At 69.1% G+C, this 19,935-nt stretch carries 20 protein-coding genes and 1 pseudogene; 11 read left to right on the top strand and 10 right to left on the bottom strand.

The window, feature by feature from the left end; all coding sequences use genetic code 11:
- Positions 1 to 2: 2 nt before the first annotated feature.
- The 6 genes from puuE to ACFMRZ_RS11270 form a co-directional block, all read right to left on the bottom strand.
- Positions 3 to 908, bottom strand: a complete 906-nt coding sequence (puuE, locus tag ACFMRZ_RS11295; RefSeq protein ID WP_400179114.1) for an allantoinase PuuE — start codon at positions 906 to 908, stop codon at positions 3 to 5.
- Positions 909 to 957: 49 nt separating this feature from the next.
- Positions 958 to 2,031: an allantoicase gene (gene alc / locus ACFMRZ_RS11290; protein ID WP_400179113.1), complete on the bottom strand. Its 1,074-nt coding sequence runs from the start codon at positions 2,029 to 2,031 to the stop codon at positions 958 to 960.
- Positions 2,028 to 3,245, bottom strand: coding sequence for a DUF6986 family protein (locus ACFMRZ_RS11285; RefSeq protein ID WP_400179112.1), 1,218 nt, complete (start codon positions 3,243 to 3,245; stop codon positions 2,028 to 2,030). Before ACFMRZ_RS11285 ends, alc begins: the two co-directional genes overlap by 4 nt.
- Positions 3,242 to 3,982 carry an aspartate/glutamate racemase family protein gene (locus ACFMRZ_RS11280; RefSeq protein WP_400179111.1) on the bottom strand — a complete coding sequence of 247 codons (741 nt, stop codon included), beginning with the start codon at positions 3,980 to 3,982 and terminating at the stop codon, positions 3,242 to 3,244. The genes ACFMRZ_RS11285 and ACFMRZ_RS11280 overlap by 4 nt, the downstream gene beginning before the upstream one ends.
- Positions 3,983 to 3,987: 5 nt before the next feature.
- Entirely contained in the window at positions 3,988 to 5,520 is a 1,533-nt protein-coding gene (locus tag ACFMRZ_RS11275) for an NCS1 family nucleobase:cation symporter-1 (protein ID WP_400179110.1), read from the bottom strand.
- A 91-nt stretch (positions 5,521 to 5,611) separates the two neighbouring features.
- On the bottom strand, positions 5,612 to 6,346 hold the full coding sequence (locus ACFMRZ_RS11270; RefSeq protein ID WP_400179109.1) for a GntR family transcriptional regulator: 735 nt from the start codon (positions 6,344 to 6,346) through the stop codon (positions 5,612 to 5,614).
- Positions 6,347 to 6,441: 95 nt separating this feature from the next.
- Here ACFMRZ_RS11270 and ACFMRZ_RS11265 point away from each other — a divergent pair, with 95 nt between their 5' ends.
- Together ACFMRZ_RS11265 and ACFMRZ_RS11260 are read left to right on the top strand one after the other, a co-directional pair.
- Positions 6,442 to 6,858: a flavodoxin family protein gene (locus tag ACFMRZ_RS11265; protein ID WP_400182828.1), complete on the top strand. Its 417-nt coding sequence runs from the start codon at positions 6,442 to 6,444 to the stop codon at positions 6,856 to 6,858.
- 56 nt (positions 6,859 to 6,914) lie between these two features.
- Positions 6,915 to 7,176: pseudogene (locus ACFMRZ_RS11260) on the top strand (flavodoxin family protein); the annotation flags it as partial.
- 13 nt (positions 7,177 to 7,189) lie between these two features.
- Here the strand turns inward: ACFMRZ_RS11260 and ACFMRZ_RS11255 are convergent.
- From ACFMRZ_RS11255 to ACFMRZ_RS11245, 3 genes are read right to left on the bottom strand one after another with little or no spacing between them, the layout of a single operon-like run.
- The gene (locus ACFMRZ_RS11255; RefSeq protein ID WP_400179108.1) at positions 7,190 to 8,032 is read right to left on the bottom strand and encodes a helix-turn-helix domain-containing protein; all 843 of its coding nucleotides are present in this window, start codon (positions 8,030 to 8,032) and stop codon (positions 7,190 to 7,192) included.
- Positions 8,029 to 8,580 (bottom strand): DUF6879 family protein, encoded by a 552-nt coding sequence (locus ACFMRZ_RS11250; RefSeq protein ID WP_400179107.1) that lies wholly within the window; start codon positions 8,578 to 8,580, stop codon positions 8,029 to 8,031. The genes ACFMRZ_RS11255 and ACFMRZ_RS11250 overlap by 4 nt, the downstream gene beginning before the upstream one ends.
- Entirely contained in the window at positions 8,580 to 8,876 is a 297-nt protein-coding gene (locus ACFMRZ_RS11245; protein WP_400179106.1) for a hypothetical protein, read from the bottom strand. The genes ACFMRZ_RS11250 and ACFMRZ_RS11245 overlap by 1 nt, the downstream gene beginning before the upstream one ends.
- Before the next feature lie 217 nt (positions 8,877 to 9,093).
- On the opposite strand from ACFMRZ_RS11245, the gene ACFMRZ_RS11240 reads away from it, so the two are divergent.
- Genes ACFMRZ_RS11240 through ACFMRZ_RS11220 form a run of 5 tightly spaced genes read left to right on the top strand, consistent with a single transcriptional unit; the run spans position 9,094 to position 12,611 of the window.
- The gene (locus ACFMRZ_RS11240) at positions 9,094 to 9,327 is read left to right on the top strand and encodes a hypothetical protein (protein WP_400179105.1); all 234 of its coding nucleotides are present in this window, start codon (positions 9,094 to 9,096) and stop codon (positions 9,325 to 9,327) included.
- Between the two features lies 1 nt (position 9,328).
- Positions 9,329 to 9,589 (top strand): hypothetical protein, encoded by a 261-nt coding sequence (locus ACFMRZ_RS11235; RefSeq protein WP_400179103.1) that lies wholly within the window; start codon positions 9,329 to 9,331, stop codon positions 9,587 to 9,589.
- Positions 9,590 to 9,641: 52 nt separating this feature from the next.
- The gene (locus ACFMRZ_RS11230; RefSeq protein ID WP_400179101.1) at positions 9,642 to 10,304 is read left to right on the top strand and encodes a LuxR C-terminal-related transcriptional regulator; all 663 of its coding nucleotides are present in this window, start codon (positions 9,642 to 9,644) and stop codon (positions 10,302 to 10,304) included.
- A complete protein-coding gene (locus tag ACFMRZ_RS11225) occupies positions 10,301 to 11,581 on the top strand; it encodes a sensor histidine kinase (RefSeq protein ID WP_400179099.1) in 1,281 nt (426 codons plus the stop codon). Before ACFMRZ_RS11230 ends, ACFMRZ_RS11225 begins: the two co-directional genes overlap by 4 nt.
- Complete coding sequence (locus ACFMRZ_RS11220) at positions 11,568 to 12,611, top strand: hypothetical protein (RefSeq protein WP_400179097.1); 1,044 nt, start codon at positions 11,568 to 11,570, stop codon at positions 12,609 to 12,611. The genes ACFMRZ_RS11225 and ACFMRZ_RS11220 overlap by 14 nt, the downstream gene beginning before the upstream one ends.
- Before the next feature lie 25 nt (positions 12,612 to 12,636).
- Here ACFMRZ_RS11220 and ACFMRZ_RS11215 read toward each other — a convergent pair whose 3' ends face one another.
- On the bottom strand, positions 12,637 to 13,083 hold the full coding sequence (locus tag ACFMRZ_RS11215) for a hypothetical protein (protein ID WP_280271345.1): 447 nt from the start codon (positions 13,081 to 13,083) through the stop codon (positions 12,637 to 12,639).
- Positions 13,084 to 13,231: 148 nt separating this feature from the next.
- Here ACFMRZ_RS11215 and dapA point away from each other — a divergent pair, with 148 nt between their 5' ends.
- From dapA to ACFMRZ_RS11195, 4 genes are all read left to right on the top strand, one after another.
- Positions 13,232 to 14,140 (top strand): 4-hydroxy-tetrahydrodipicolinate synthase, encoded by a 909-nt coding sequence (gene dapA / locus ACFMRZ_RS11210; protein ID WP_280271346.1) that lies wholly within the window; start codon positions 13,232 to 13,234, stop codon positions 14,138 to 14,140.
- Entirely contained in the window at positions 14,137 to 16,224 is a 2,088-nt protein-coding gene (locus ACFMRZ_RS11205) for an RNase J family beta-CASP ribonuclease (protein ID WP_400179095.1), read from the top strand. The genes dapA and ACFMRZ_RS11205 overlap by 4 nt, the downstream gene beginning before the upstream one ends.
- A 54-nt stretch (positions 16,225 to 16,278) precedes the next feature.
- Positions 16,279 to 16,902, top strand: coding sequence for a TIGR03085 family metal-binding protein (locus ACFMRZ_RS11200; protein ID WP_400179093.1), 624 nt, complete (start codon positions 16,279 to 16,281; stop codon positions 16,900 to 16,902).
- A 183-nt stretch (positions 16,903 to 17,085) separates the two neighbouring features.
- A complete protein-coding gene (locus tag ACFMRZ_RS11195; RefSeq protein WP_400179091.1) occupies positions 17,086 to 19,701 on the top strand; it encodes a DNA translocase FtsK in 2,616 nt (871 codons plus the stop codon).
- Positions 19,702 to 19,935: the final 234 nt, after the last annotated feature.

The following is a 19,935-nucleotide window of genomic DNA, read 5'->3' as shown; positions in this document are numbered from 1 at the left end:
AATTACTGCGGTGGATGCACTTTCGCCCAGTGCTCGGCGATATCGATGCGCCGCGCCAGCCATACCTTGTCGTGCGACTGCACATAGTCGAGGAACCGGCCGAGTGCCGCCGCCCGCGCCGGACGCCCGGCCAACCGGCAGTGCAGTCCCACCGACAGCATCTTCGGCGCGCCGGCCGCGCCCTCGGCGTAGAGCACGTCGAAGGCGTCCTTCAGATACGTGAAGAACTCCTCGCCGTTGGCGAATCCGGCGGGGGAGGAGAACCGCATGTCGTTGGCTTCCAACGTGTACGGCACCACCAGATGGTCCTGTCCCTGGACCCGCACCCAGTAGGGCAGGTCGTCGGCGTAGGAGTCGGAGTCGTAGGTGAAACCGCCGTGCTCGACCACCAGTTCGCGGGTCTGCGGCGAGTCGCGCCCGGTGTACCAGCCGCGCGGCGGCGCGCCGAACAGATCGGTGCAGATGCGCACCGCCTCCGCCATGTGCTTGCGCTCGGTCTCCGCGTCCACCATCTGATACGAGATCCAGCGCAGCCCGTGGCAGGCCACCTCGTAGTCCAGCCGCCGGAATGTCGCCACCGCCTCCGGATTGCGTTCCAGCGCGCGGGCGACACCGAAGATCGTCAGCGGAATGCCGCGGCTCTCGAACGCCCGCAGCACTCGCCACAGTCCCGCCCGCGAACCGTACTCGTAGAGCGTCTCCATGCTCAGGTGCCGGTTCGGAAAGGCTTGGGCCGGAACGATATCCGACAGAAATGTCTCCGAGCCCGCGTCCCCGTCGAGGACGCAGTTCTCGCCGCCCTCCTCGTAGTTGAGCACGAACTGCACGGCCACATTGGCATCTCCGGGCCAGTGCGGATGCGGCGGGTTGGGGCCGTACCCGACCATGTCGCGTCCGTAATCGCTCATGCCGCAACATCTTTCGCCGCCAAGAGGGCGCGGTGCCGCGCGTCCCGGGTCACGACGGGTCCTCGCGCAACCGGTCGAGCGCGTCGTCGGACAGGGGACCGAGCACCGGCTCCACGGCCAGTTGCGTGCGGGCAGTCTCGGTGAGCGTGCCGAAGACGCGCAGCCGGGCGAAACCGCCGTCCGGATAGACGTCCAGGCGGACCTCGGTGACCGGTTCGGCCGTCTCGAGCGGGAAGCGGTGCCGGGTATCGGGCAGCAGGCCGGTCCGCGGCAGCAGTTCCACCTCGGTGCCGTCCGCGCGGATACCGGTGAGGCGGGCCGCGCCCGGGCTGTTGAACAGGAAGTAGGAGGTATCGATCTCGACGGCGTCCAGCACTCCCTCTCCGGTCAGCCGCACCCGCACCCAATCGTTGCCGCCGCCGCGCCGCCGGGCGGTCTCCCAGCCCTCGCCCATGATGCGGGCCCGGTCGGGAAGGAGCAGGTTCTGCGGCGCGGAGTAGAAGCGGTCGGAGCAGTCCACCACGCGCCCGCCGTTCTCCAGCCCCGCCAGATCGAACCGGCCCGAACCGAGCCAGCGCAGATCGGGTTTCGCCTCGCCGTGCACGCGCAGCCGGGCCACGCCGCCGTCGGGATACATCCGCAGCCGCACATGGGTGAAGCGCCGCTCGGAGTCGACGGTGAAGGAGTTGGCGGTATCGCCCTCGACCTTGGCGCGCGGGACGAGCGTGGTCCAGCCGGGCCGGGCCGCGATCTCGTCGGCGGGCGGGTAGCCCTCGATCGCGATCGCCTCCACCGAGATTTCCGGCGGATAGTTGCCCTTGAACCACGCCGTGTCGACGACCACGCCGCGGATCACGCCGGGCACGCCGAGCCGCACGACGGCCTCGTCGCAGTCGTCGGCGGCCGGTGCGTCGCCGCCGGGTCGTCGTCGCCGCCGGGTCTCCCAGCCGTCGTAGACCTTGCCCTTGTGCCCGAAGCTCTCCGTGGAGAAGGTGGCGGGCTCGGGACGGATCAGGTTCTCCTTCTCGGCGAACGACTCGTCGTTGGCCCAGATGACCGCGCCGCCGAGCGAGCGCAGGGCCAGGTCGGGAAGCAGGCTGAAATCGTTTGGCGCACCGCTCATGTGAGTGGCAGTTTCCTTTCTCGCAATTGGTGAAGGACGTCGACGGTGGCGGCCGGGGCCAGCGCCGTGACGTCGCCGGGTCCGAAGGCGCCGCAGTCCAGCCCGCGCAGCACGACCGTGGCCAGCGCCTGCGCGGTCGCCGGTTCGTCGACGACGGCGCCGCCGCGGCGCTGGAGGTATCGGTCGATGCGCGGCGCAGCGGCCCGCAGCGCGCCTCGGAAGAAGGTGTAGGTCGCCAGCCAGCGGGTGACCAGGTGGCCGGGATGCATGTCCCAGCCCTGGTAGTAGCCGCGCTCGAGCGACCGGGTGACCAGGCGGAAGTGCCGTGAGATCGCCGCGGCGACCTCCGCATCGGCGCCGATCGGCGCCACCTGGGTAGAGCCGTCGCACACCCACACGCCCGTCTGCGCGGCCGCCGCCTGCATCACGGCCTTGGCGTGGTCGGCGACCGGATGCTCCAGGGATTGGAATTGCGGGGAGATCCCGCACGCCGCGCTGTAATCGTAAGTGCCGTAGTGCAATCCGCTGCACCGTCCGGCGCTGCGGTGGATCGCCCGGGCGACCGTGGCGGTGCCGTCGGGGGCGATGACCGCCTGCGGGCTCTCGATCTGCAACTCGAAACGCAAAGCGCCCGAGGGCAAGCCGTGCGCCGACTCCAGTGCCTCGCACAAGTGCACGGCGATGTCGACCTGTTCGGCCGCGCGGATCTTCGGCACGGTGAACACGAACCCGTCCGGCACTCCGCCCGCGCCGTCGAGCACCCGCTCCAGCGTGCCGATCGCCGGGCGGTACTCCGCCCCGGTCAGGCCCTTGATACGGACGCCGCGGGAGAACACCGCCGCGGGTAACGTCGCCAGAATCTGCCCGGCGCGCACCGCGTCTCGATCCTCGACCTCGTCAGCGCGGGTGCCGTAGCCGTCCTCGAAATCCAGCCGCAAATCCTGAACAGGCCGCTGCGCCAGGGTTTCCCGCACCCGTGCCAGCCCGTCGTCTCCGCCCAGCTCGATCAGCAGCCCGGCATGACGATCCGCCAGTTCCGTTGCCGCCGCACCCCATTCGTACGGCAGCTCCTTGGTCGCGTCGGCAGCGGACACGTAAGCCGTGTGAATAGGCTGCCCGGGCCGGTCGCCGGGGTAGTGCCGGGCCAACTCGGCGTCCACGTCGCGCAGCCGGCTCGCGACGGTGGACAGGAAGTCCGGCGGCAGTCCGGTCATGAGACTGTCCCGTCGGTTCCGAACTCCGCCAGCAGTCCCGTGTAGTGCTTGGGCAGTGGGGCCGCGAATTCGCCATGTCCGGATTTGCGCAGGCCCAGGGTCACCAGCGACTGCACCGCGAGGGTCGCCGCGGCGACGCCGTCGACCACCGGCACCCCGGACTCCGCAGTGAGGTATTCGCACAGGTCCGCCATGCCCGCACAGCCGAGTACGATCGCGTCGGAGCCGTCCGCCGCCACCGCGGCGCGGCAGGCATCGGCGATGACGCGCCGCACCTTCGGGTCCTCGAGTTCGAGTACGGGTATGTCGGTGGCGTGGATGCCGCGGCAGAAGCGTTGCATCCCATAGCGTTCGGCCAGATCCTCGGCCTGGCCTACGGTGCGGGCCAGCGTGGTGACCACGCTGAACCCGCGGCCCAGATGGCTCGCGGCCTGCATGGCCGCCTCGGCGATGCCGATCACCGGGCCGCGTGCCCGCTCTCGCGCGGCGTACAGGCCGGGATCGCCGAAGCAGGCGATCACATAGCCGTCGACACCCTCCGCCTCGCCGCGCGCGATCTCGGCCAGCAGTCCGGGCACCGCCAGCGCCTCGTCGTAGTGACTTTCGATGGAGGCCGGGCCCATGGCCGAGGTGACCGACTCGACCACCGTGCCGGGCGCGGCGACCGCTCGCGCGCACTCGTCGATGACCGCCGTCATGGCGGCCGTCGTGTTCGGGTTGATTACACGAATCCTCATGTTCCTCAACGGGTCTCGGAAGGGACGGGGACGGGTAGCCGGAACCGGCCGCGGGTGGCGAGCGCCCCGTAGGCGAGCAGGCCGAGCCCGCAGCCGATGAACCAGCTGTACTGCGCGGCGGTGTACATCCCGGTGAGACGGCCGGAGGTCAGCACCGGGAACATCGCGGCGACGGCGCCGACCGCGGTCGCGATGATCGCGGCCGGGTTGTAGCCCCGGCGATACCAGTATGTGCCGCGCGAGGACATCGTGAACAGGTCGTCGACCACCACGTGCTGCTTGCGCACCAGGTAGTAGTCGGCGATGAGCACGCCGAACAGCGGGCCGATGCAGGCGCCCAGCGTTTCCAGCGTGTAGTGGATGACATCCGGGTTGTTGTAGAGATTCCACGGGGTGATGAGCAGCGAACCGACCGCGGCGATCATGCCGCCCGCCCGCCAGCTGATCCGCTGCGGACTCACGTTCGAGAAATCGAACGCCGGGGAGACGAAGTTCGCGACGATGTTGATGCCGATGGTGGCGACGGTGAACGTCAGGGCGCCGAGCACGATGGCGAAGGTGTTGTCGATGCGGGCGACCGTCGCCACCGGATCGGTCACGAGTTCGCCGTACACCGGCACCGTCAGCGATGCGGTAACCACCACGAGCAGCGAGAACACCAGGAAGTTCACCGGCAGACCGAGCAAATTCGCGCGCTTCACCGCGGTGAACGACCGGCCGTACCGGGAGAAGTCACCGAAGTTCAGCATCGGGCCGGAGAAGTACGACACCACCAGCGCGATCGCGCCCAGCATCACCGGCAGCGCCGACCAGCCGTGGTGGGTGACCGTGGCCAGATTCAGATCGATCGCGCCCCAGCCGGCCTTCGCGATGAGGTACCCGCACAGTGCGAACATCACGACGTAGACGGCCGGACCACAGAAGTCGATGAACTTCCGGATGGATTCCATGCCGCGCCAGAACACGCACGCCTGCAACACCCACAGCGCCAGATAGCTGCCCCAGCCCAGCGCCGACAGTCCGAGGAAACCGTAATCGGCGGTCACCGCGTACGGCGCCAGCCCCGGAAACAGCTTGACCAGCACGACATCCAGCGCCGCCGAGGCCAGGAAGGTCTGGATGCCGTACCAGGCCACCGCGATGAGACCCCGGATGACGGCCGGAATATTGGCGCCCAGCACGCCGAACGCGCTGCGGCAGATCACCGGGTACGGCACGCCCGTGCGCTGGCTCGGCTTGGCCACCAGGTTGCAGAAGACATTGACGATCACGATGCCCACCACCAGCGCGATCAGAACCTGCCAGCTGGCCAGGCCGAGCGCGAACAGGCTGCCCGCGGTGACGTAGCCGCCGACGCTGTGCACGTCCGACATCCAGAACGCGAAGATGTTGTAGACGCCCCAGGTCTGTTCGCGCAGCGGGGCCAGATCCTCGTTGGTGAGGCGGGGGTCGTAGTCGGGATTCGAAGCGGTGCCCGGGATCGCAGGAGCTGCCGCCTCCTGGGTGGTCGCGAGCGCCGGTGCGGCGGTCTCGGTCATGTCGCACATCCGATCGATCTGTCCCGCGGCAGCGGGTGAAACGTGATTCGGACGACGTTAACGAGCCGGTATTGCCTGCTTGTTGCGTGAACTATATATCTTCCGGCGAGGTCGGCTCGGCGAACAGACCGGTGTCGGTCGGCAAGCCCGACACCACGTGGTTGAGCCGGGCATGGTGCTGCTCGGTGGCCGCCAGCAGCGCCTCGGCGTCCCCGGCCAGGAACGCGGCCAGCTGACGGCTGTGGTCGGCGTGCAGCACGACCCGCTCGCCGGTACTGACGTGCACCATCGGCTGCACCGGTTCGGTGATGTTCCACGCGTATTCGAGCATGTGCACCAGCCGTGCCATCCCCGACGGACGGGTCAGTGCCAGGTGAAAGATGCGGGTCTCGCGGTGATAGGCGGCCGGGTCGTCGTCGAGCACCGCGCGCTCGAGCCGGGCATGCGACTCGGTGGCGAGGCGATGATCCTCGGTATCGGCCTGCCGCACCGCGGCGGCCAGCGCCGCCGACTCCAGCCGCTCCCGCACCACATACAACTCGCGCAACTCCGCGGCGGTCAGCCGGGTCACGGTGTACCCGAAATTGGGCCGATGCTCCACCAGCCCTTCGCCGATCAGCGTCTGCAACGACTCCCGCACCGGAATCGCACTCACATCGAACCGCTTCGCGAACTCCCGCAACGGCAACCCCGTCCCCGGCGGCAGATTCCCCTCGAGAATCAACCGCCGCAACTCACCCAGAATCTCCTGCTGCGAATACCCCCGGCGAGGGTCGGCCGCCGGCGTCAACTCCGGCAACCGGGGAAGTCGGGAACGGGAAGGCACGCCACGTACGGTAGCCGCCTGAAGCGCCGCGATAGCCGCACTAGGCTCGAAGCGTGCCGACATTGCTGATCATCCACCACACACCATCACCATTCATGCAAGCAATGTTCGAGGCTGTGGTCTCCGGCGCGACAGATCCGGAAATCGAGGGCGTGGAGGTCGTGCGGCGAGCGGCCTTGGCAGTATCTCCGACAGACGTCTTGGAAGCAGACGGATACCTCCTCGGCACCCCGGCCAACCTGGGCTACATGAGCGGCGCCCTCAAACACGCCTTCGACATCATCTACTACCCCTGCCTCGATTCCACCCGAGGCCACCCCTTCGGCCTCTACCTCCACGGCAACGAGGGCACCGAGGGCGCGGAGAAGGGCGTCACCTCGATCACGACGGGGCTGGGGTGGGTGAAGGCGGCCGAGTATGTGGTGGTGTCGGGCAAGCCGACCCAGGCCGACGTTGAGGCGTGTTGGGAACTCGGCGCGACAATCGCCGCACAGTTGATGGACGCCTCATAGACCACAGCCCGTCGCGGCATCAGAACTTGTCGTATCCCCTCCCTACCATGGACTAATACATCCTTGGGCGGGTGCGCTGGGCTATCCGCGTCATCTACTACCCCTACTTGCGGTTCGACCCGCGGCCGGCCCTTCGGCCTCTGCCTCTACGGCAACGAGGGCACCGAGGGAGTGGAGAAGGGCGTCACCTCGATCACGATGGGCTGGTGTGGGGGAAGGCGGCGAGTACGTCGTTCACATCAGGAAAGCCGTCCAATAGATGACCTCGAAGCGTGCTGGGAACGTGGCGCGACCGTGGCGGCACAGCTCATGGGTTAGGTTCGGCAGGCGCTTAACGTAGCGCCCCTGTACGCCGCTCCAGCGCTCCCACGATGAGGGCTTGAGCGGCGTCGTTGTAAGCAGCTTGTCCGGCGAGGAGAGCGAAGGTCTTTTCGTGCAAGGCGATCTCGGATGGGCGGGTGATGGTCAGTTCGGCGCTGACGGTTTCGGTGAGCACCTGGGCGCGGTCGTAGATTACGAAGTTTGTTGCGGGGGCGCGGTATTCGGCGTCCAGTGGGATCACCCCGAGGCGGAGGTTGGGTCGCTCCAGCTCTTCTAGGAGGGATTGGAGCTGCGCCGCCATCACCGCGCTGTTGCCTACCGTGCGATGCAGCGCCGCCTCGCCGACCAAGATGTGGAAGCGGTGCGCACCGCGCTGGAGGATGAGCTTCCGCACCATCCGCGCTGCTACCGCTTCGTCCAGATCGTCACGGCCTGCGGTGATGGCGATGCAGGCGCGTAGCACGGCCCGCGCATAGTCCTCGGTTTGCAACAAACCGGGCAAGGTGTCGGGGGCGAACCAGCGGATGAGTCGCGTCTGGCCTTCGAGTTTTATGGACTGGCGTTGTCGGTATGCGTGCCCGGCCGCTACGGTGCGCTGCCACTCCAGATACATCGAGCGTAGGTTGCGCAGGCTGGCCACGAGGTCATCCAGGACGGCGAGATTTTCGCACGCCTCACACCAGACAGCGAGGTCGGCCTCGGACGGTGCTTGCTTCCCGCGCTCGATGCGACTGATTTTGCTGGAGTGCCAGCCGCATCGAGCGGCGAGGTCGACGCCCGACAAATGGGCGGCTCGGCGTAGTTCCCGTAGGCGTGCGCCGAGTGCGGCCCGAGCATCGTCAACAGCTCTCACAGTGTGCGTGCGTACTCACTATCGGTGTAGTGCATATGATCGATGCCCTTCGGCCATAACGTCGTCCGTGCTTTGACGCAGTGGTCGACGATTCCCGGATCGGTGGTGATGGACAATCCCATGAACTCTCCCGTCTCGGCGAAGGTGGTGAAGGCTACCGTGTCGTCATCGAACAACCAGAAATCATCGCCCGGCACGTCGGCCGGATCTGCGAGGTGGCGTGGCAGCCATCGCACTGCCTCTCCGACTTCCACGCGAATTTCTGTACGACTGAGCAGCCACCGTGTGTAGTCCGAGTGTGGGACGGTGACCACGCGCAGCCGTTCTAGTGCAACTCCGCGCCCGGCCGTTTCGACCATCAGATCATCCCAGGCCTTCCAGGCCGCCGGCTGTTCCTCCGGTTCGTAGGCCTCCCCGGCTTCCCAGCGGCGCAGGGCTTCGACTTCATCGGCTACACCATAGGTGTCCTGCACCTCCAGGTGGAAGGCATACCCGCGGGCCGCGCGAAACAGCGGCTCGAACACCTCGTCACCGACGACGTGGAGCATCAGTGCACCACCACGGCCGTCTCATGGTCGGCGAGCCGGAGCTGTGCAAGAACTTCCGGCGCGGTGACCGGCTCGCCGCTGACCAGAAACAGGCCGGAGGCGTCGGTAGCCTCCACGGGCAGCGTCATGCCCGATTCGAGCCAGTCGAGCAGAACGTGCGGCACCAGCACAGTGCCGAAGCGGTCGGTGATGTCGCCTTGTACGACCAGCTCGCCCGTGTCGGCCGCGTACACCGCCGGACAGGTGCCATGGTCCGAGCCAGAGCCGAGCAGGCGCAGCGTGAGGTGAGAGTGCATCGTGGGCCATCCTTTGCATCTGAAGGGAACCTACATCGCAATAGTCCGTGCTGTCGGGCCGATGAGCAATGCCTCTCGCAAAGCCTCGCAAAAGTATGGCTTCTCATGTCAATGCCCACTTAGCGTTCGATTCATGTCCCGCCGTCGGATCGACCAGCCTCCGCGCCGGTCTCCAGGTGACGGGTGGACGCCAGCCGGACGACCAGAAGGGGCGGACATGACCACACCCGCACGATGGGGCGAACTGGGAAACGCCACGCCCGCGCCGGACAGCGGCCCGCTCGGCTATCTGCACCACAGTGACGGAACCTGGTCATTCGTGGGTCCCGACGGATGGCCGGTGAGCCCTGAGGAATTCGATGTCGGGCCGATGAGCGCCAGAGTTGCGCCGCTCTATGTGATCGACGTAGACCCGCCGGTGGTCGTCGCCACCGAGACCACGGAGCCGTGACATGGGCGTCGTTGTCGGATTCGTCGTAGTGATCGGCCTGCCGCTGGCGGTCATCATCGGCACCTTCTTCTGGCCCGAGCGCATCACCTCAGAAGACACATCCACGCACACCCCCGCCGAAGGCGGCGCCAAAACACCCACCCCCCGATTTCTTGTGGCTGACTTGGAGCCCTCCGCACCGGCATACTCGACGAAACAACGTTCCGGTGCCTGTTGGCTTGCGCGCGGGGTCGGTCGCCGGGCCAGGTGTTCGGGATTCTGAGAAGGGGTGAGTGGCCGTGGACGCGATACAGCAGGGGACGCCGGAGCAACCGGTGACGTCGCAGCCGCGCCGGATCGGACTGGTCGAGGACCACGAGTCCGTGGCGCTCGGTCTGGCCTCGATGTTGGCGGGGGAGGCCGATCTCGAACTCGTGCTGACCGCCGGGACGGTGGGTGAGCTGCTCGCGGCGGCGCCGCGGCTGGATCTGGTGGTGCTGGATCTGCGGCTGGCCGACGGTTCCACGCCGCAGGACAACGTGCGCGCGTTGCGCGATCGCGGCCTCGAGGTGCTGGTGTTCACCGGCGCCGACAATCCGTTCCTGGTGCGTTCGGCCGCGCGTGCGGGTGTGCTGGGCGTGGTGCGCAAGTCGGAGGACGTGCAGACCGTCGTGTCGGCGGTGCGCGCGGCCGCCTCGGGGGAGCAGGTGGTGACCACGGATTGGGCCGCCGCCATCGACGGAGACCCGCAGCTCTCGGACGTCGGGCTCAGCCCGCGCCAGCAGGAAGTGCTCACGCTGTACGCGTCGGGAGAGAAGGCATCGCGGGTAGCGCGGCTGACGGGGCTCTCGGAGCAGACCGTCAACGACTATCTCGGGCGCATCCGCCAGAAGTACGCCGATGCCGGTCGGCCCGCCCCCACCAAGACCGACCTGTACAAGCGGGCGGTGGAGGACGGCTGGCTACCGGTGCCCGAACGCGGCAACCCCCGGGCATGATCGCTGTCGGCACGACGGAGGCACCGATCGTCCGGGCGGGTCCGCTGGTGCGGGCGGGGACGTGGTGGCGCGGCCATTCGGTGAGCGAGGACGCCGGCGCGGTGGCATTCGACCGGATCGTCCGGCGGCTGGGCCTGTCGATGGGTATCGGCGGGATGATCATGGGCCTGGTCGACCTCCCCGAGATCATCGCCCAGAGCCGGCATGCGCCGGATTGGTGGGCGCCGGTCGCGGCGACACTGGTGTTCGGCGGCTTCCCGGTCCTGGCGGCGGTGTCGATTCGCTTGCGGCCCAAGGCTATTCGCGCGGTCGCCGGGTTCATCGCGGTGGGCTACCTGGCCGGTCTGGCCACGTTGCCGTTCGCCCTGCAGACCCACACCGTGGATGCGGCCTCGATGTGGGTGTACCGGATGCTGCCACTGGGCATGCTGACCGCCGCGCTGGCCTGGCCGGTGCTGCTGTCGGCCGGGTACCTGCTGGTCGGTTCGGTGGCGGTGGCGGCGAGCAACGTCTACCTGGTCGAGGACCTCACGGCGATGTCGGCGGTCAGCGCGTTCGCCCGCGCCTTCGGGCTGTCCACGCTGCTGCTGTGGTGCGTGGCCAGCGCGTTGAGCGCGACCGCTCGCGTGGACCGGGAGTCGGCGCGGGCCAGCCGGCAGGCGGCATCGTCGGCCGCGGCCTCGGCCCGCGATCACGAACGGTCCCGCTTCGCCGCGCTGATCCATGACGCCGTGCTCTCCACCCTGCTCGACGCCTCCCGCGGCAACGAGCAGTCGGCGGTGCTGCGCCGCCAGGCCGAACGCACCCTCGAACAGCTCGACGAGATCCGTGTCGCCGCCCGCGAACCCGATGTCCTCGACGCCCGCGCGGCGGTCATCTTCCTGCGTTCGGCCGTGCACGAGATCAATCCGGGCATCCGCTTCGCCACCCGCACCTGGCCCGGCTTCGACGACCTGCGCATGCCGGTGCACGCGGCCACCACGCTGGCCTCGGCGCTGGGCGAGGCCGTCCGAAACAGCCTGCGGCACGCGGCGATCCCCGGGCGGACCGTGCATCGCACCGTCACCTGCACCATCAGCGCGGGCAGTATCCGGCTCGTCTTCACCGACGACGGAGCGGGTTTCGACGTGCGACGGGTGCCGTCGGACCGGCTCGGCATCTCGGTCAGCATCCTGGGCCGGATGCGGCAGCTCGCCGGCGGCGCCGGCTTCGTGGAATCGCAGCCGGGGGAGGGGACGACGGTGACGCTGGTGTGGGGCGGCGATGGTTCGCACTGACTTCCGGGACCCCGATGTCGCCGCGGGGTTCGGTTTGCGGGAGTTGCTCGGCCTGCGTGGCGGTGCGGCCTGGCTGTTCCTGCTGATCCTGGAATTGACGATCGTGCTGTACATGCTGCGCAACTTGTCGGCCTCGCCGTTGTGGGCGGTGCTGATCGCGCTGGTTGTGCAGGTGATCGCGGGGGCGCTGGTGCTGGTGGTGCCGACCGACCCGCTGCCCTGGCCGGTCACGGCGTACGTGGTCGCGGCCGGGCCGGTCGCCACGGTGCTGACCGTCGCCCATCTGGATGCCGCGCACGCCGGGCACATGGTGTGGACGACCTTCGTCACCTCCTACGTGCTCGCGGTGCTGGTGCTGCGCGGCCGATTGCGGGCGGCCTGGCTCGGTGTCGCCGGGGTGGTGGTGGTCGACGGTGTGGCGGCGGCCCGGATCGGCAGCGCCGACGGCGCCATCTCCGCGGCCCTGGTGCCGGTCGGCACGGTCACGGCCATCTCGGTGTTCGCGGTGATCATGCGCCCGACCCAGCGCACGCTGCGGATCCTGCGCGAAGAAGTCACGATCCGCGCCGCCGCGGAGGCCACCATGGCCGCCGCCGACGGCGAGCGCATCCGGCAGCTGGCGCGGCTGGACCGGGTGGCGCGGCCGATCCTGGAGCGGATCGCCGACGGCGCCGAACTCACCGCCGCGGAACGCGAGGAATGCCGGTTGCTGGAGGCGGAACTGCGCGACGGCCTGCGCGCGCCGAAACTGGTGACCGAGGAACTCAGCGGCGCGGCCCGCGGCGCTCGCTCCCGCGGCGTCGAGGTGGTGCTGCTCGACGACGGGGGCTTCGCCGGTGCGCCGCAGTGGGTGCGTCAGCGTGTAATCGACTCGGCAACAAAGGAATTGGACGCCGCCAACGGTGGTTCGATCACGGTGCGGGTGCTGCCGACGGGCCGCCGGGTGCTGGCGACGGTGCTCGCCAACGCCCCGGAACACGACCGCCGCACCGAGATCGACACCGACGGCAACATCTCGGTATCGACCTGAGACGTCGTGGGATCCCGGCGTGGGCTCAGTCGTCGCAGCGTCCGGGGCCGCCCCGGCGCATCTGATCGCGCAGCGCGTCCTGCACCGTGCTGGACAACCACGAATTCAGTGACATCCCGTTCTGCGCGGCGGCCTGCTCGGCGCGCGACTTGATCTGGTCGACCAAACGGAGCGTGACCCTGCTGATGTCACCGGTCAGATCTTCGAAAGTGGGCGTCTCGTCCGGACGCTCGTCGGCCCGCACATCGACGCGGGCGTCGGTGCCGTCCATCGACACGCGGACGGTTCGATCGCCCAGTGCCTCGCTGATCTCGGCGGCCAGGTCCGACAGCGCCGCGAGCAGCGTCAACCGCGCTGCGTTCTCGGTGGCCGCGGCCAAGGCGGCGGCGGTGGCCTGCGTCTTCTCGTCGCCGAGTGCCGCCGCCGCGACCAGATCCTCGCGTAATCGCGCGGTATAGGTGTTCAAATCCATGACATCAGCATGACGCCATTACTGATGTCATACAAGCGGCAAAATGACGTCGCGATTGCTGTCGTGATGCTGGTGTGACGAGTGTCCCCCGCGCCCAGGTGGACGACGGGTGCGATGTCGGTTCCCCGACCGGGTAGCCTTGCTGACCATGACGAACGGTGATTCGACGCGGACAGGGTTGCGCGCGTCCGGCACGGTCGGTGTCGCGATGGTGACGCCCTTCACCGCGGAGGGCAAGCTCGACGTCGATGCCGGCGTCGCTCTGGCGAGTCGCCTGGTCGACCGGGGTGTCGACCTGCTCGCCGTGTCCGGAACCACCGGCGAATCGCCGACCACCACCGAGTCGGAGAAGTTCGATCTGCTGCACGCCGTCGTCGAGACCGTCGGCACGCGCGCCACGGTGATCGCCGGGGCCGGTACCTACGACACCGCGCACAGCATCGAATTGGCGCGCAGCGCCCAGCGGGCCGGTGCGCACGGAGTGTTGCTGGTGACCCCGTACTACTCGCGCCCGGCACAGGAGGGGCTGCTGGCCCACTTCACCGCGGTCGCCGACGCCACCGATCTGCCGGTGACGCTGTACGACATTCCGCCGCGCTCGGTGGTGCCGATCCTGCCGGAGACGATCCGCCGCCTCGCCGAGCACCCGCGCATCGTCGCGGTGAAAGACGCCAAGGGAGACCTCGGCGTCGGCGCGGAGTTGATCGCCGAGACGGGCCTGGACTGGTACTCCGGCGACGACGTATTGAATCTGCCGTGGCTGTCGGTCGGCGCGGTCGGCTATATCAGCGTCATCGGGCATCTCGTGCCGGAACGGCTGGTGTCCTTGCGCGATGCCTACCTGGCCGGGGACGTGGCGGGCGCCCGTGAGATCCATGTGAGCATGCTGCCGCTGATGCGCGCGATGGCCCGGGTCGGCGGTGTGGCGATGGTGAAAGCGTCGCTGCGGCTGCTCGGCGTCGAGGTGGGTGAGCCGCGGCTGCCGCAACTGATGCCGGAGGGCGAGGTGCTGCATCTGATCGGCGCCGAGCTGGAGGCGGGAGGAGTTTACGCATGAGTGATCCCGAAGGCCGTCGTCCGCGACGCAGAGCTGCCAGCCGGTCCGCCGGGGCCCCCGAGCCCAAGCCGCCGCAGGCCGTCACCGAGCCGCCGCGGCGCGAGCCGGCATCACAGCCCGACTCGACGACACCGCGGGCCGAGTCGCCGTCGCAAGTCGATTCGGTCGCTCAGGAGGCAAAGGCCGCGGCGCGTGAGGAGCGGCAGCTGGCCAAGGCCGCGGAGCGGGATCTGCGCGCGGCGGAAAAGGCTGCGCCGCAGACTGTTTCGGCCGAGTCCGGAAAGTCGGAGCGGCCCGACCGGCAGCGCCGTGGCCGGGGCAGGCAGGGGAGTCGCGGTCGGGCGGAGCAGGCCCGCGGGCGCGCCGAGCAAGTGCGCGCCGAACAGTCCGAACCGGCGCCGCCCGGCCCGCCCGCGCTGGGCCTGCCCGAGGCGCCGCCGCGGCACGGACTGCGCGTGTTCGCCCTCGGCGGCATCAGCGAGATCGGCCGCAACATGACCGTTTTCGAATACGACGGCAAGCTGCTGATCGTCGATTGCGGTGTGCTGTTCCCGGAGGACCAGCAGCCCGGCGTCGACCTGATCCTGCCCGATTTCCGGCCCATCGAGGACCGGATCGAGGACGTCGTGGCCGTGGTGCTCACGCACGGTCACGAGGACCACATCGGCGCGGTGCCGTTCCTGCTGCGGCTGCGCCCCGACATCCCGGTCGTCGGCTCCAAGTTCACCCTCGCGCTGGTCGCCGCCAAGTGCCGCGAGCACCGGCTGCAGCCGAAGCTGCTCGAGGTCACCGAGGGGGAGAAGACCGCCCACGGCCCGTTCGAGTGCGAGTACTTCGCCGTCAACCACTCCATCCCGGATGCCATCGCGGTCGCCATACGCACCCCGGCCGGACTGGTCCTGCACACCGGCGACATCAAACTGGACCAGTTGCCGCTGGACGGCCGGCTCACCGACCTGGCCGGTTTCTCCCGCCTCGGCGACGAAGGAGTGGACCTGTTCCTGGTCGACTCCACCAACGCCGAGGTGCCCGGCTTCGTGACGCCCGAGCGCGAGATCGGACCGGTCCTCGACAGCGTCATCGGCAAGGCCAAGGGCCGGGTGATCGTCGCCTCCTTCGCCAGCCACGTGCACCGCATCCAGCAGGTGGTCGACGTCGCGCAGCGCAACGACCGGCGGGTGTGCTTCGTCGGCCGGTCCATGGTGCGCAATATGCAGATCGCGCAGGACCTCGGTTACCTCGAACTGCCCGACGGGCTGGTGGTGGATCTGGACCAGGCCGCCAATCTGCCGGTGCACAAGCTGGTGCTGATCTCGACCGGTTCGCAGGGCGAGCCGCTGTCCGCGCTGTCGCGGATGGCCCGTGGTGACCACCGTCAGATCAACATCCGCGCCGACGACCTGGTGGTGCTGGCGTCCTCGCTCATCCCGGGCAACGAGAACGCGGTGTTCGGAGTGGTCAACGGCCTGGCCCGGCTCGGCGCCACCGTGGTCACCCAGCAGAGCGCGAAGGTGCACGTCTCCGGCCACGCCTCGGCCGGGGAGCTGCTGTACCTGTACAACGCGGTGCGTCCGACCAACGCCATGCCCGTGCACGGCGAGTGGCGGCATCTGCGGGCCAACGCCGCGCTGGCCGTCGCCACCGGCGTCCCCGAGGACCGCGTCATGCTCGCCGAGAACGGCGTGGTGGTGGACTTGGTGGACGGCATCGCCTCGATCACCGGACGGTTCCCGGTCGGACAGGTGTACGTGGACGGCCTGTCGGTCGGCGACGTGGGCGAATCGACGCTGTCGGACCGCCTGATCCTGGGTGAGGGCGGCTTCATCGCGATTACGGTCGCCGTCGACGAGACCACCGGCAAGGCGATCAGCGCGCCGGAGGTCAGCGGTCGCGGTTTCTCCGACGATCCGGAGGCCCTGGTCGCGGCGCAGGAACTGGTCGAGGCCGAATTGTTGCGGCTGGCGGGTGAGGGCGTCACCGATACCCATCGCATCGCGCAGAGCGTGCGGCGGGTGGTCGGCCGCTGGGTCGCCGACGCCTACCGGCGGCGGCCGATGATCGTGCCGACCGTGCTCGGGGTCTAGGGGTGTGTCGGCGGCCACAGTCCCGGTGGCCGCGAGTCGATTAGGCTCGAACGCATGAGTATGGCCCAACGGGAGCGGCGCGCCCTGGTCGTGACCATGACCGCCGCGGGCCCCGACGCACCGACGCTGTGCGGCGCCTGGACCGTGCGCGACCTGGCCGCGCACCTGGTGGTGCGCGAGCGCCGCCCCGACGCCGCACCCGGCATCATGCTGAAACCCCTTGCGGGCCACCTGGAATCGGTGCAGGAGCGCGCCGCCCGGCGGCCGTTCACCGAGCTGCTGGAGCAGGTCCGCACCGGCCCGCCGTGGTGGTCGCCGCTGTATCCGGTGGACGCGGTGGTCAACCTCACCGAGATGTTCGTCCACCACGAGGACGTGCGCCGCGGCGAACCCGGTTGGGAGCCACGCACATTGAGCGAGGCCGACGAGGCCAAGCTGTGGAACGCGGTGCGCCGGATGGCCCGCGTGGCCTATCGCAAGTCCCCGGTCACGGTCGTGCTGACCACCCCGCAGGGCGAGCGCGTCGCCGCACACAACGCCGGCGGCGACGCGGTGATCCTCACCGGCCCACCCTCCGAACTCCTGCTGCACGCCTTCGGCCGCAACGAGGTCCGCCTCGAGACCACCGGCCCGGACGAGGACGTCAAGGCGGTTTTCGCCACCGACCGCAGCGTCTGACCCGGAACAGAAGCCGCACCGGCCACCGCCTCACCTCCGGGTCCCGGAGGTCGGTTCGATTGCCGACTCGGCCTGCTCACCGAGACGAAAACGGGCTGTGAGCGGCGGGGCTGGACTATGTGATGTTCGTGGTGTGGGTGTTGCGGATGGTCTGGATGGGGCGATTGCGGCTAGCCTGAGGCTATGGCAGGTAAGTCCCGCGGCACCACGACCTCACGTGCGCGGGCGGGATCGACCCGGGGGAGGGCTCCGGCGCGGTCTCGTTCCGCCGGATCACGGACGGGGTCGACGCCACGCGGGTCGACCACGCGCGGCCGCACCTCCGCGACGCGGCGTCCCGCACCGCGGGCGCGGTCCAATACGGCCCCGCTGGCCGTGCTCGGGCGCGGGATCGGCAACGGCTGGTCGATGCTCGTGCGCGGCGTCGGCGCCACCACCCGCACGCTGAGCCGCGCCGGGGAGATCGAGCACGGGCACCGGCGCGACGGAATCGCGCTGGTGCTCATCGCGTTCAGCGTGATCATCGCGGCGGCCGTGTGGCTGGCGGCGGGCGGTCCGGTCGGGCACGCGGTCGACACCGCGATCCGCTGGATCACCGGATCCGCCTCGGCGGCGCTGCCGTTCGTCGCCGTGGCCGTCGCGGTGATCCTGATGCGCACCGAACCTCGCCCCGAGATCCGGCCGCGCCTGGTCCTGGGCGGCCTGCTGGTCGGGCTTCCCGCGCTGGGGCTGTGGCACATCGCCGCGGGCGCGCCCACCGATCCGCACGGGCGCTCGCACGCCGCGGGTTTCGCCGGCTACGTGGTGGGCGGCCCGCTGCGCGACGGCCTGACGGCCTGGCTCGCGGTCCCACTGTTGCTGATCGCCATGGTGTTCGGCGTGCTGCTGCTGACCGGAACCACCGTGCGCGAGGTGCCCAACCGGCTGCGCGAACTATTCGGCACGGGCAGCCGCGGCGACGAATACGACTCCTACGACGGCCAATACGGTCTCTACGACCCGGAGAACTTCGACGCCGACGGCTTCCCGCTGCACGGAAGCAAGTCCCGGCGCCGCGGCCGCACCCCCGCGGAGAACTATCCGACCGACGAATTCGGCGGCTCCGACGCGGTCACCGAGGTCATCGGAGAGCCGCCGCTGCGCGACGCCAAGGACATCGCCGCCGAGACCGCCGAGGCGGCCGCGGCCGAAAAGCCCGCGCCCAAGCCGAAACCCAAGAAGCTGCCCAAGGTCGTCGACCAGACCCCCGACCCGCCCGCACCGCAGCAATTGGAGTTCGTCACCGAACGGCAGGTGGAGGGCGACTACCAGCTGCCGCCGATGTCACTGCTGATCGACGGCGATCCGCCGAAACGCCGCAGTGCCGCCAACGAATCGATGATCGAGGCGATCACCGAGGTGCTGGTGCAGTTCAAGATCGACGCCGCGGTCACCGGATTCGTGCGCGGCCCGACGGTCACCCGCTACGAGGTGGAACTCGGGCCCGGCGTGAAGGTCGAGAAGATCACCGCCCTCGCCCGCAATATCGCCTATGCCGTGGCGACGGAGAACGTCCGGCTGCTGGCGCCGATCCCGGGCAAGTCCGCGGTCGGCATCGAGGTGCCCAACTCCGACCGCGAGCTGGTGCGCCTGGCCGACGTGCTCAAGGCGCCCTCGACGCGAAACGACCACCACCCCTTGCTGATCGGCCTCGGCAAGAACATCGAGGGCGAATTCCTCGCCGCCAACCTGGCGAAGATGCCGCATCTGCTGGTGGCCGGTTCCACCGGTTCGGGTAAGTCGAGCTTCGTGAACTCGATGCTGGTGTCGCTGCTGCAGCGCGCGACGCCCGACGAGGTGCGAATGATCCTCATCGACCCGAAGATGGTGGAACTCACGCCCTACGAAGGCATTCCGCATCTGATCACGCCCATCATCACGCAGCCGAAGAAGGCTGCGGCCGCGCTGGCCTGGCTGGTGGAGGAGATGGAGCAGCGCTACCAGGACATGCAGGCCAGCAAGGTCCGCCACATCGACGACTTCAACAAGAAGGTCAAGTCGGGCCAGATCACCACGCCGCTGGGCAGCGAGCGGGTGTACCGGCCCTACCCGTACATCCTCGCCATCGTCGACGAGCTGGCCGACCTGATGATGACCGCGCCCCGCGACGTCGAGGACGCGATCGTGCGCATCACCCAGAAGGCCCGCGCCGCGGGCATTCACCTGGTGCTGGCGACGCAGCGGCCGTCGGTGGACGTGGTCACCGGCCTGATCAAGACCAACGTGCCGTCCCGGCTGGCCTTCGCCACCTCCTCGCTGACCGACTCGCGGGTCATCCTCGACCAGCCCGGCGCGGAGAAGCTGATCGGCATGGGCGACGGCCTGTTCCTGCCGATGGGCGCCAACAAGCCGACCCGCCTGCAGGGCGCGTTCATCTCCGACGAGGAGATCCAGGGCGTCGTCGACTTCGCCAAGAACCAGGCCGAACCCGAGTACCAGGAAGGCGTCACCAGCGCCAAGGCCGGCGAGAAGAAGGACGTCGACCCGGACATCGGCGACGACCTGGACCTGTTCGTGCAGGCCGTCGAGCTGGTGGTCACCTCGCAGTTCGGCTCGACCTCGATGCTGCAGCGCAAGCTGCGCGTCGGTTTCGCCAAGGCGGGCCGCCTGATGGACCTGATGGAGACCCGCGGCGTCGTCGGACCCAGCGAGGGTTCCAAGGCCCGCGACGTGCTGATCAAGCCCGACGAGCTGGAGGGCCTGCTGTACACGATCAAGGGTGGCGACCCGGCCGCCGAGGAGCCCGAAGACGAAGCGTAGGGCCGCCGGAAGTTGTTGCGGTGGAGTCCTTTTCGCCGCTCGCACCGTGCCGCTCAGCGTGGCTCCGGACACAGATCGGTGCCCGGATACCACCGTTCGACGATCCCTAACGTGCCGATGCCTTGTGAGTAGGTTCACCCGCGGACCCGGGCTCTCACCCGGTGCGCCGCCGCGGTCCGCCGAAGTCGCTGGGAGCGCGGGGATTTGCGGGCACGCCGCCCGCGCGGCCGGCCA

Source organism: Nocardia sp. N2S4-5 (genome assembly GCF_044628355.1).
Classification (GTDB): Bacteria; Actinomycetota; Actinomycetes; order Mycobacteriales; family Mycobacteriaceae; genus Nocardia; species Nocardia wallacei_B.
Note: the sequence above shows the minus strand (reverse complement) of the source record. Positions and strands in the feature narration are given on the sequence as shown.

Coding starts and splice junctions, on each gene's coding strand:
- puuE (WP_400179114.1), bottom strand. CDS start 908: ATGAGCGATTACGGACGCGACATGGTCGGGTACGGCCCCAACCCGCCG.
- ACFMRZ_RS11220 (WP_400179097.1), top strand. CDS start 11,568: ATGGTTCGCACTGACTTCCGGGACCCCGATGTCGCCGCGGGGTTCGGT.
- ACFMRZ_RS11250 (WP_400179107.1), bottom strand. CDS start 8,580: ATGCTCCACGTCGTCGGTGACGAGGTGTTCGAGCCGCTGTTTCGCGCG.
- ACFMRZ_RS11225 (WP_400179099.1), top strand. CDS start 10,301: ATGATCGCTGTCGGCACGACGGAGGCACCGATCGTCCGGGCGGGTCCG.
- ACFMRZ_RS11245 (WP_400179106.1), bottom strand. CDS start 8,876: ATGCACTCTCACCTCACGCTGCGCCTGCTCGGCTCTGGCTCGGACCAT.
- ACFMRZ_RS11275 (WP_400179110.1), bottom strand. CDS start 5,520: ATGACCGAGACCGCCGCACCGGCGCTCGCGACCACCCAGGAGGCGGCA.
- ACFMRZ_RS11195 (WP_400179091.1), top strand. CDS start 17,086: ATGGCAGGTAAGTCCCGCGGCACCACGACCTCACGTGCGCGGGCGGGA.
- alc (WP_400179113.1), bottom strand. CDS start 2,031: ATGAGCGGTGCGCCAAACGATTTCAGCCTGCTTCCCGACCTGGCCCTG.
- ACFMRZ_RS11200 (WP_400179093.1), top strand. CDS start 16,279: ATGAGTATGGCCCAACGGGAGCGGCGCGCCCTGGTCGTGACCATGACC.
- ACFMRZ_RS11205 (WP_400179095.1), top strand. CDS start 14,137: ATGAGTGATCCCGAAGGCCGTCGTCCGCGACGCAGAGCTGCCAGCCGG.
- ACFMRZ_RS11280 (WP_400179111.1), bottom strand. CDS start 3,982: ATGAGGATTCGTGTAATCAACCCGAACACGACGGCCGCCATGACGGCG.
- ACFMRZ_RS11215 (WP_280271345.1), bottom strand. CDS start 13,083: ATGGATTTGAACACCTATACCGCGCGATTACGCGAGGATCTGGTCGCG.
- ACFMRZ_RS11240 (WP_400179105.1), top strand. CDS start 9,094: ATGACCACACCCGCACGATGGGGCGAACTGGGAAACGCCACGCCCGCG.
- dapA (WP_280271346.1), top strand. CDS start 13,232: ATGACGAACGGTGATTCGACGCGGACAGGGTTGCGCGCGTCCGGCACG.
- ACFMRZ_RS11285 (WP_400179112.1), bottom strand. CDS start 3,245: ATGACCGGACTGCCGCCGGACTTCCTGTCCACCGTCGCGAGCCGGCTG.
- ACFMRZ_RS11265 (WP_400182828.1), top strand. CDS start 6,442: ATGCAAGCAATGTTCGAGGCTGTGGTCTCCGGCGCGACAGATCCGGAA.
- ACFMRZ_RS11235 (WP_400179103.1), top strand. CDS start 9,329: ATGGGCGTCGTTGTCGGATTCGTCGTAGTGATCGGCCTGCCGCTGGCG.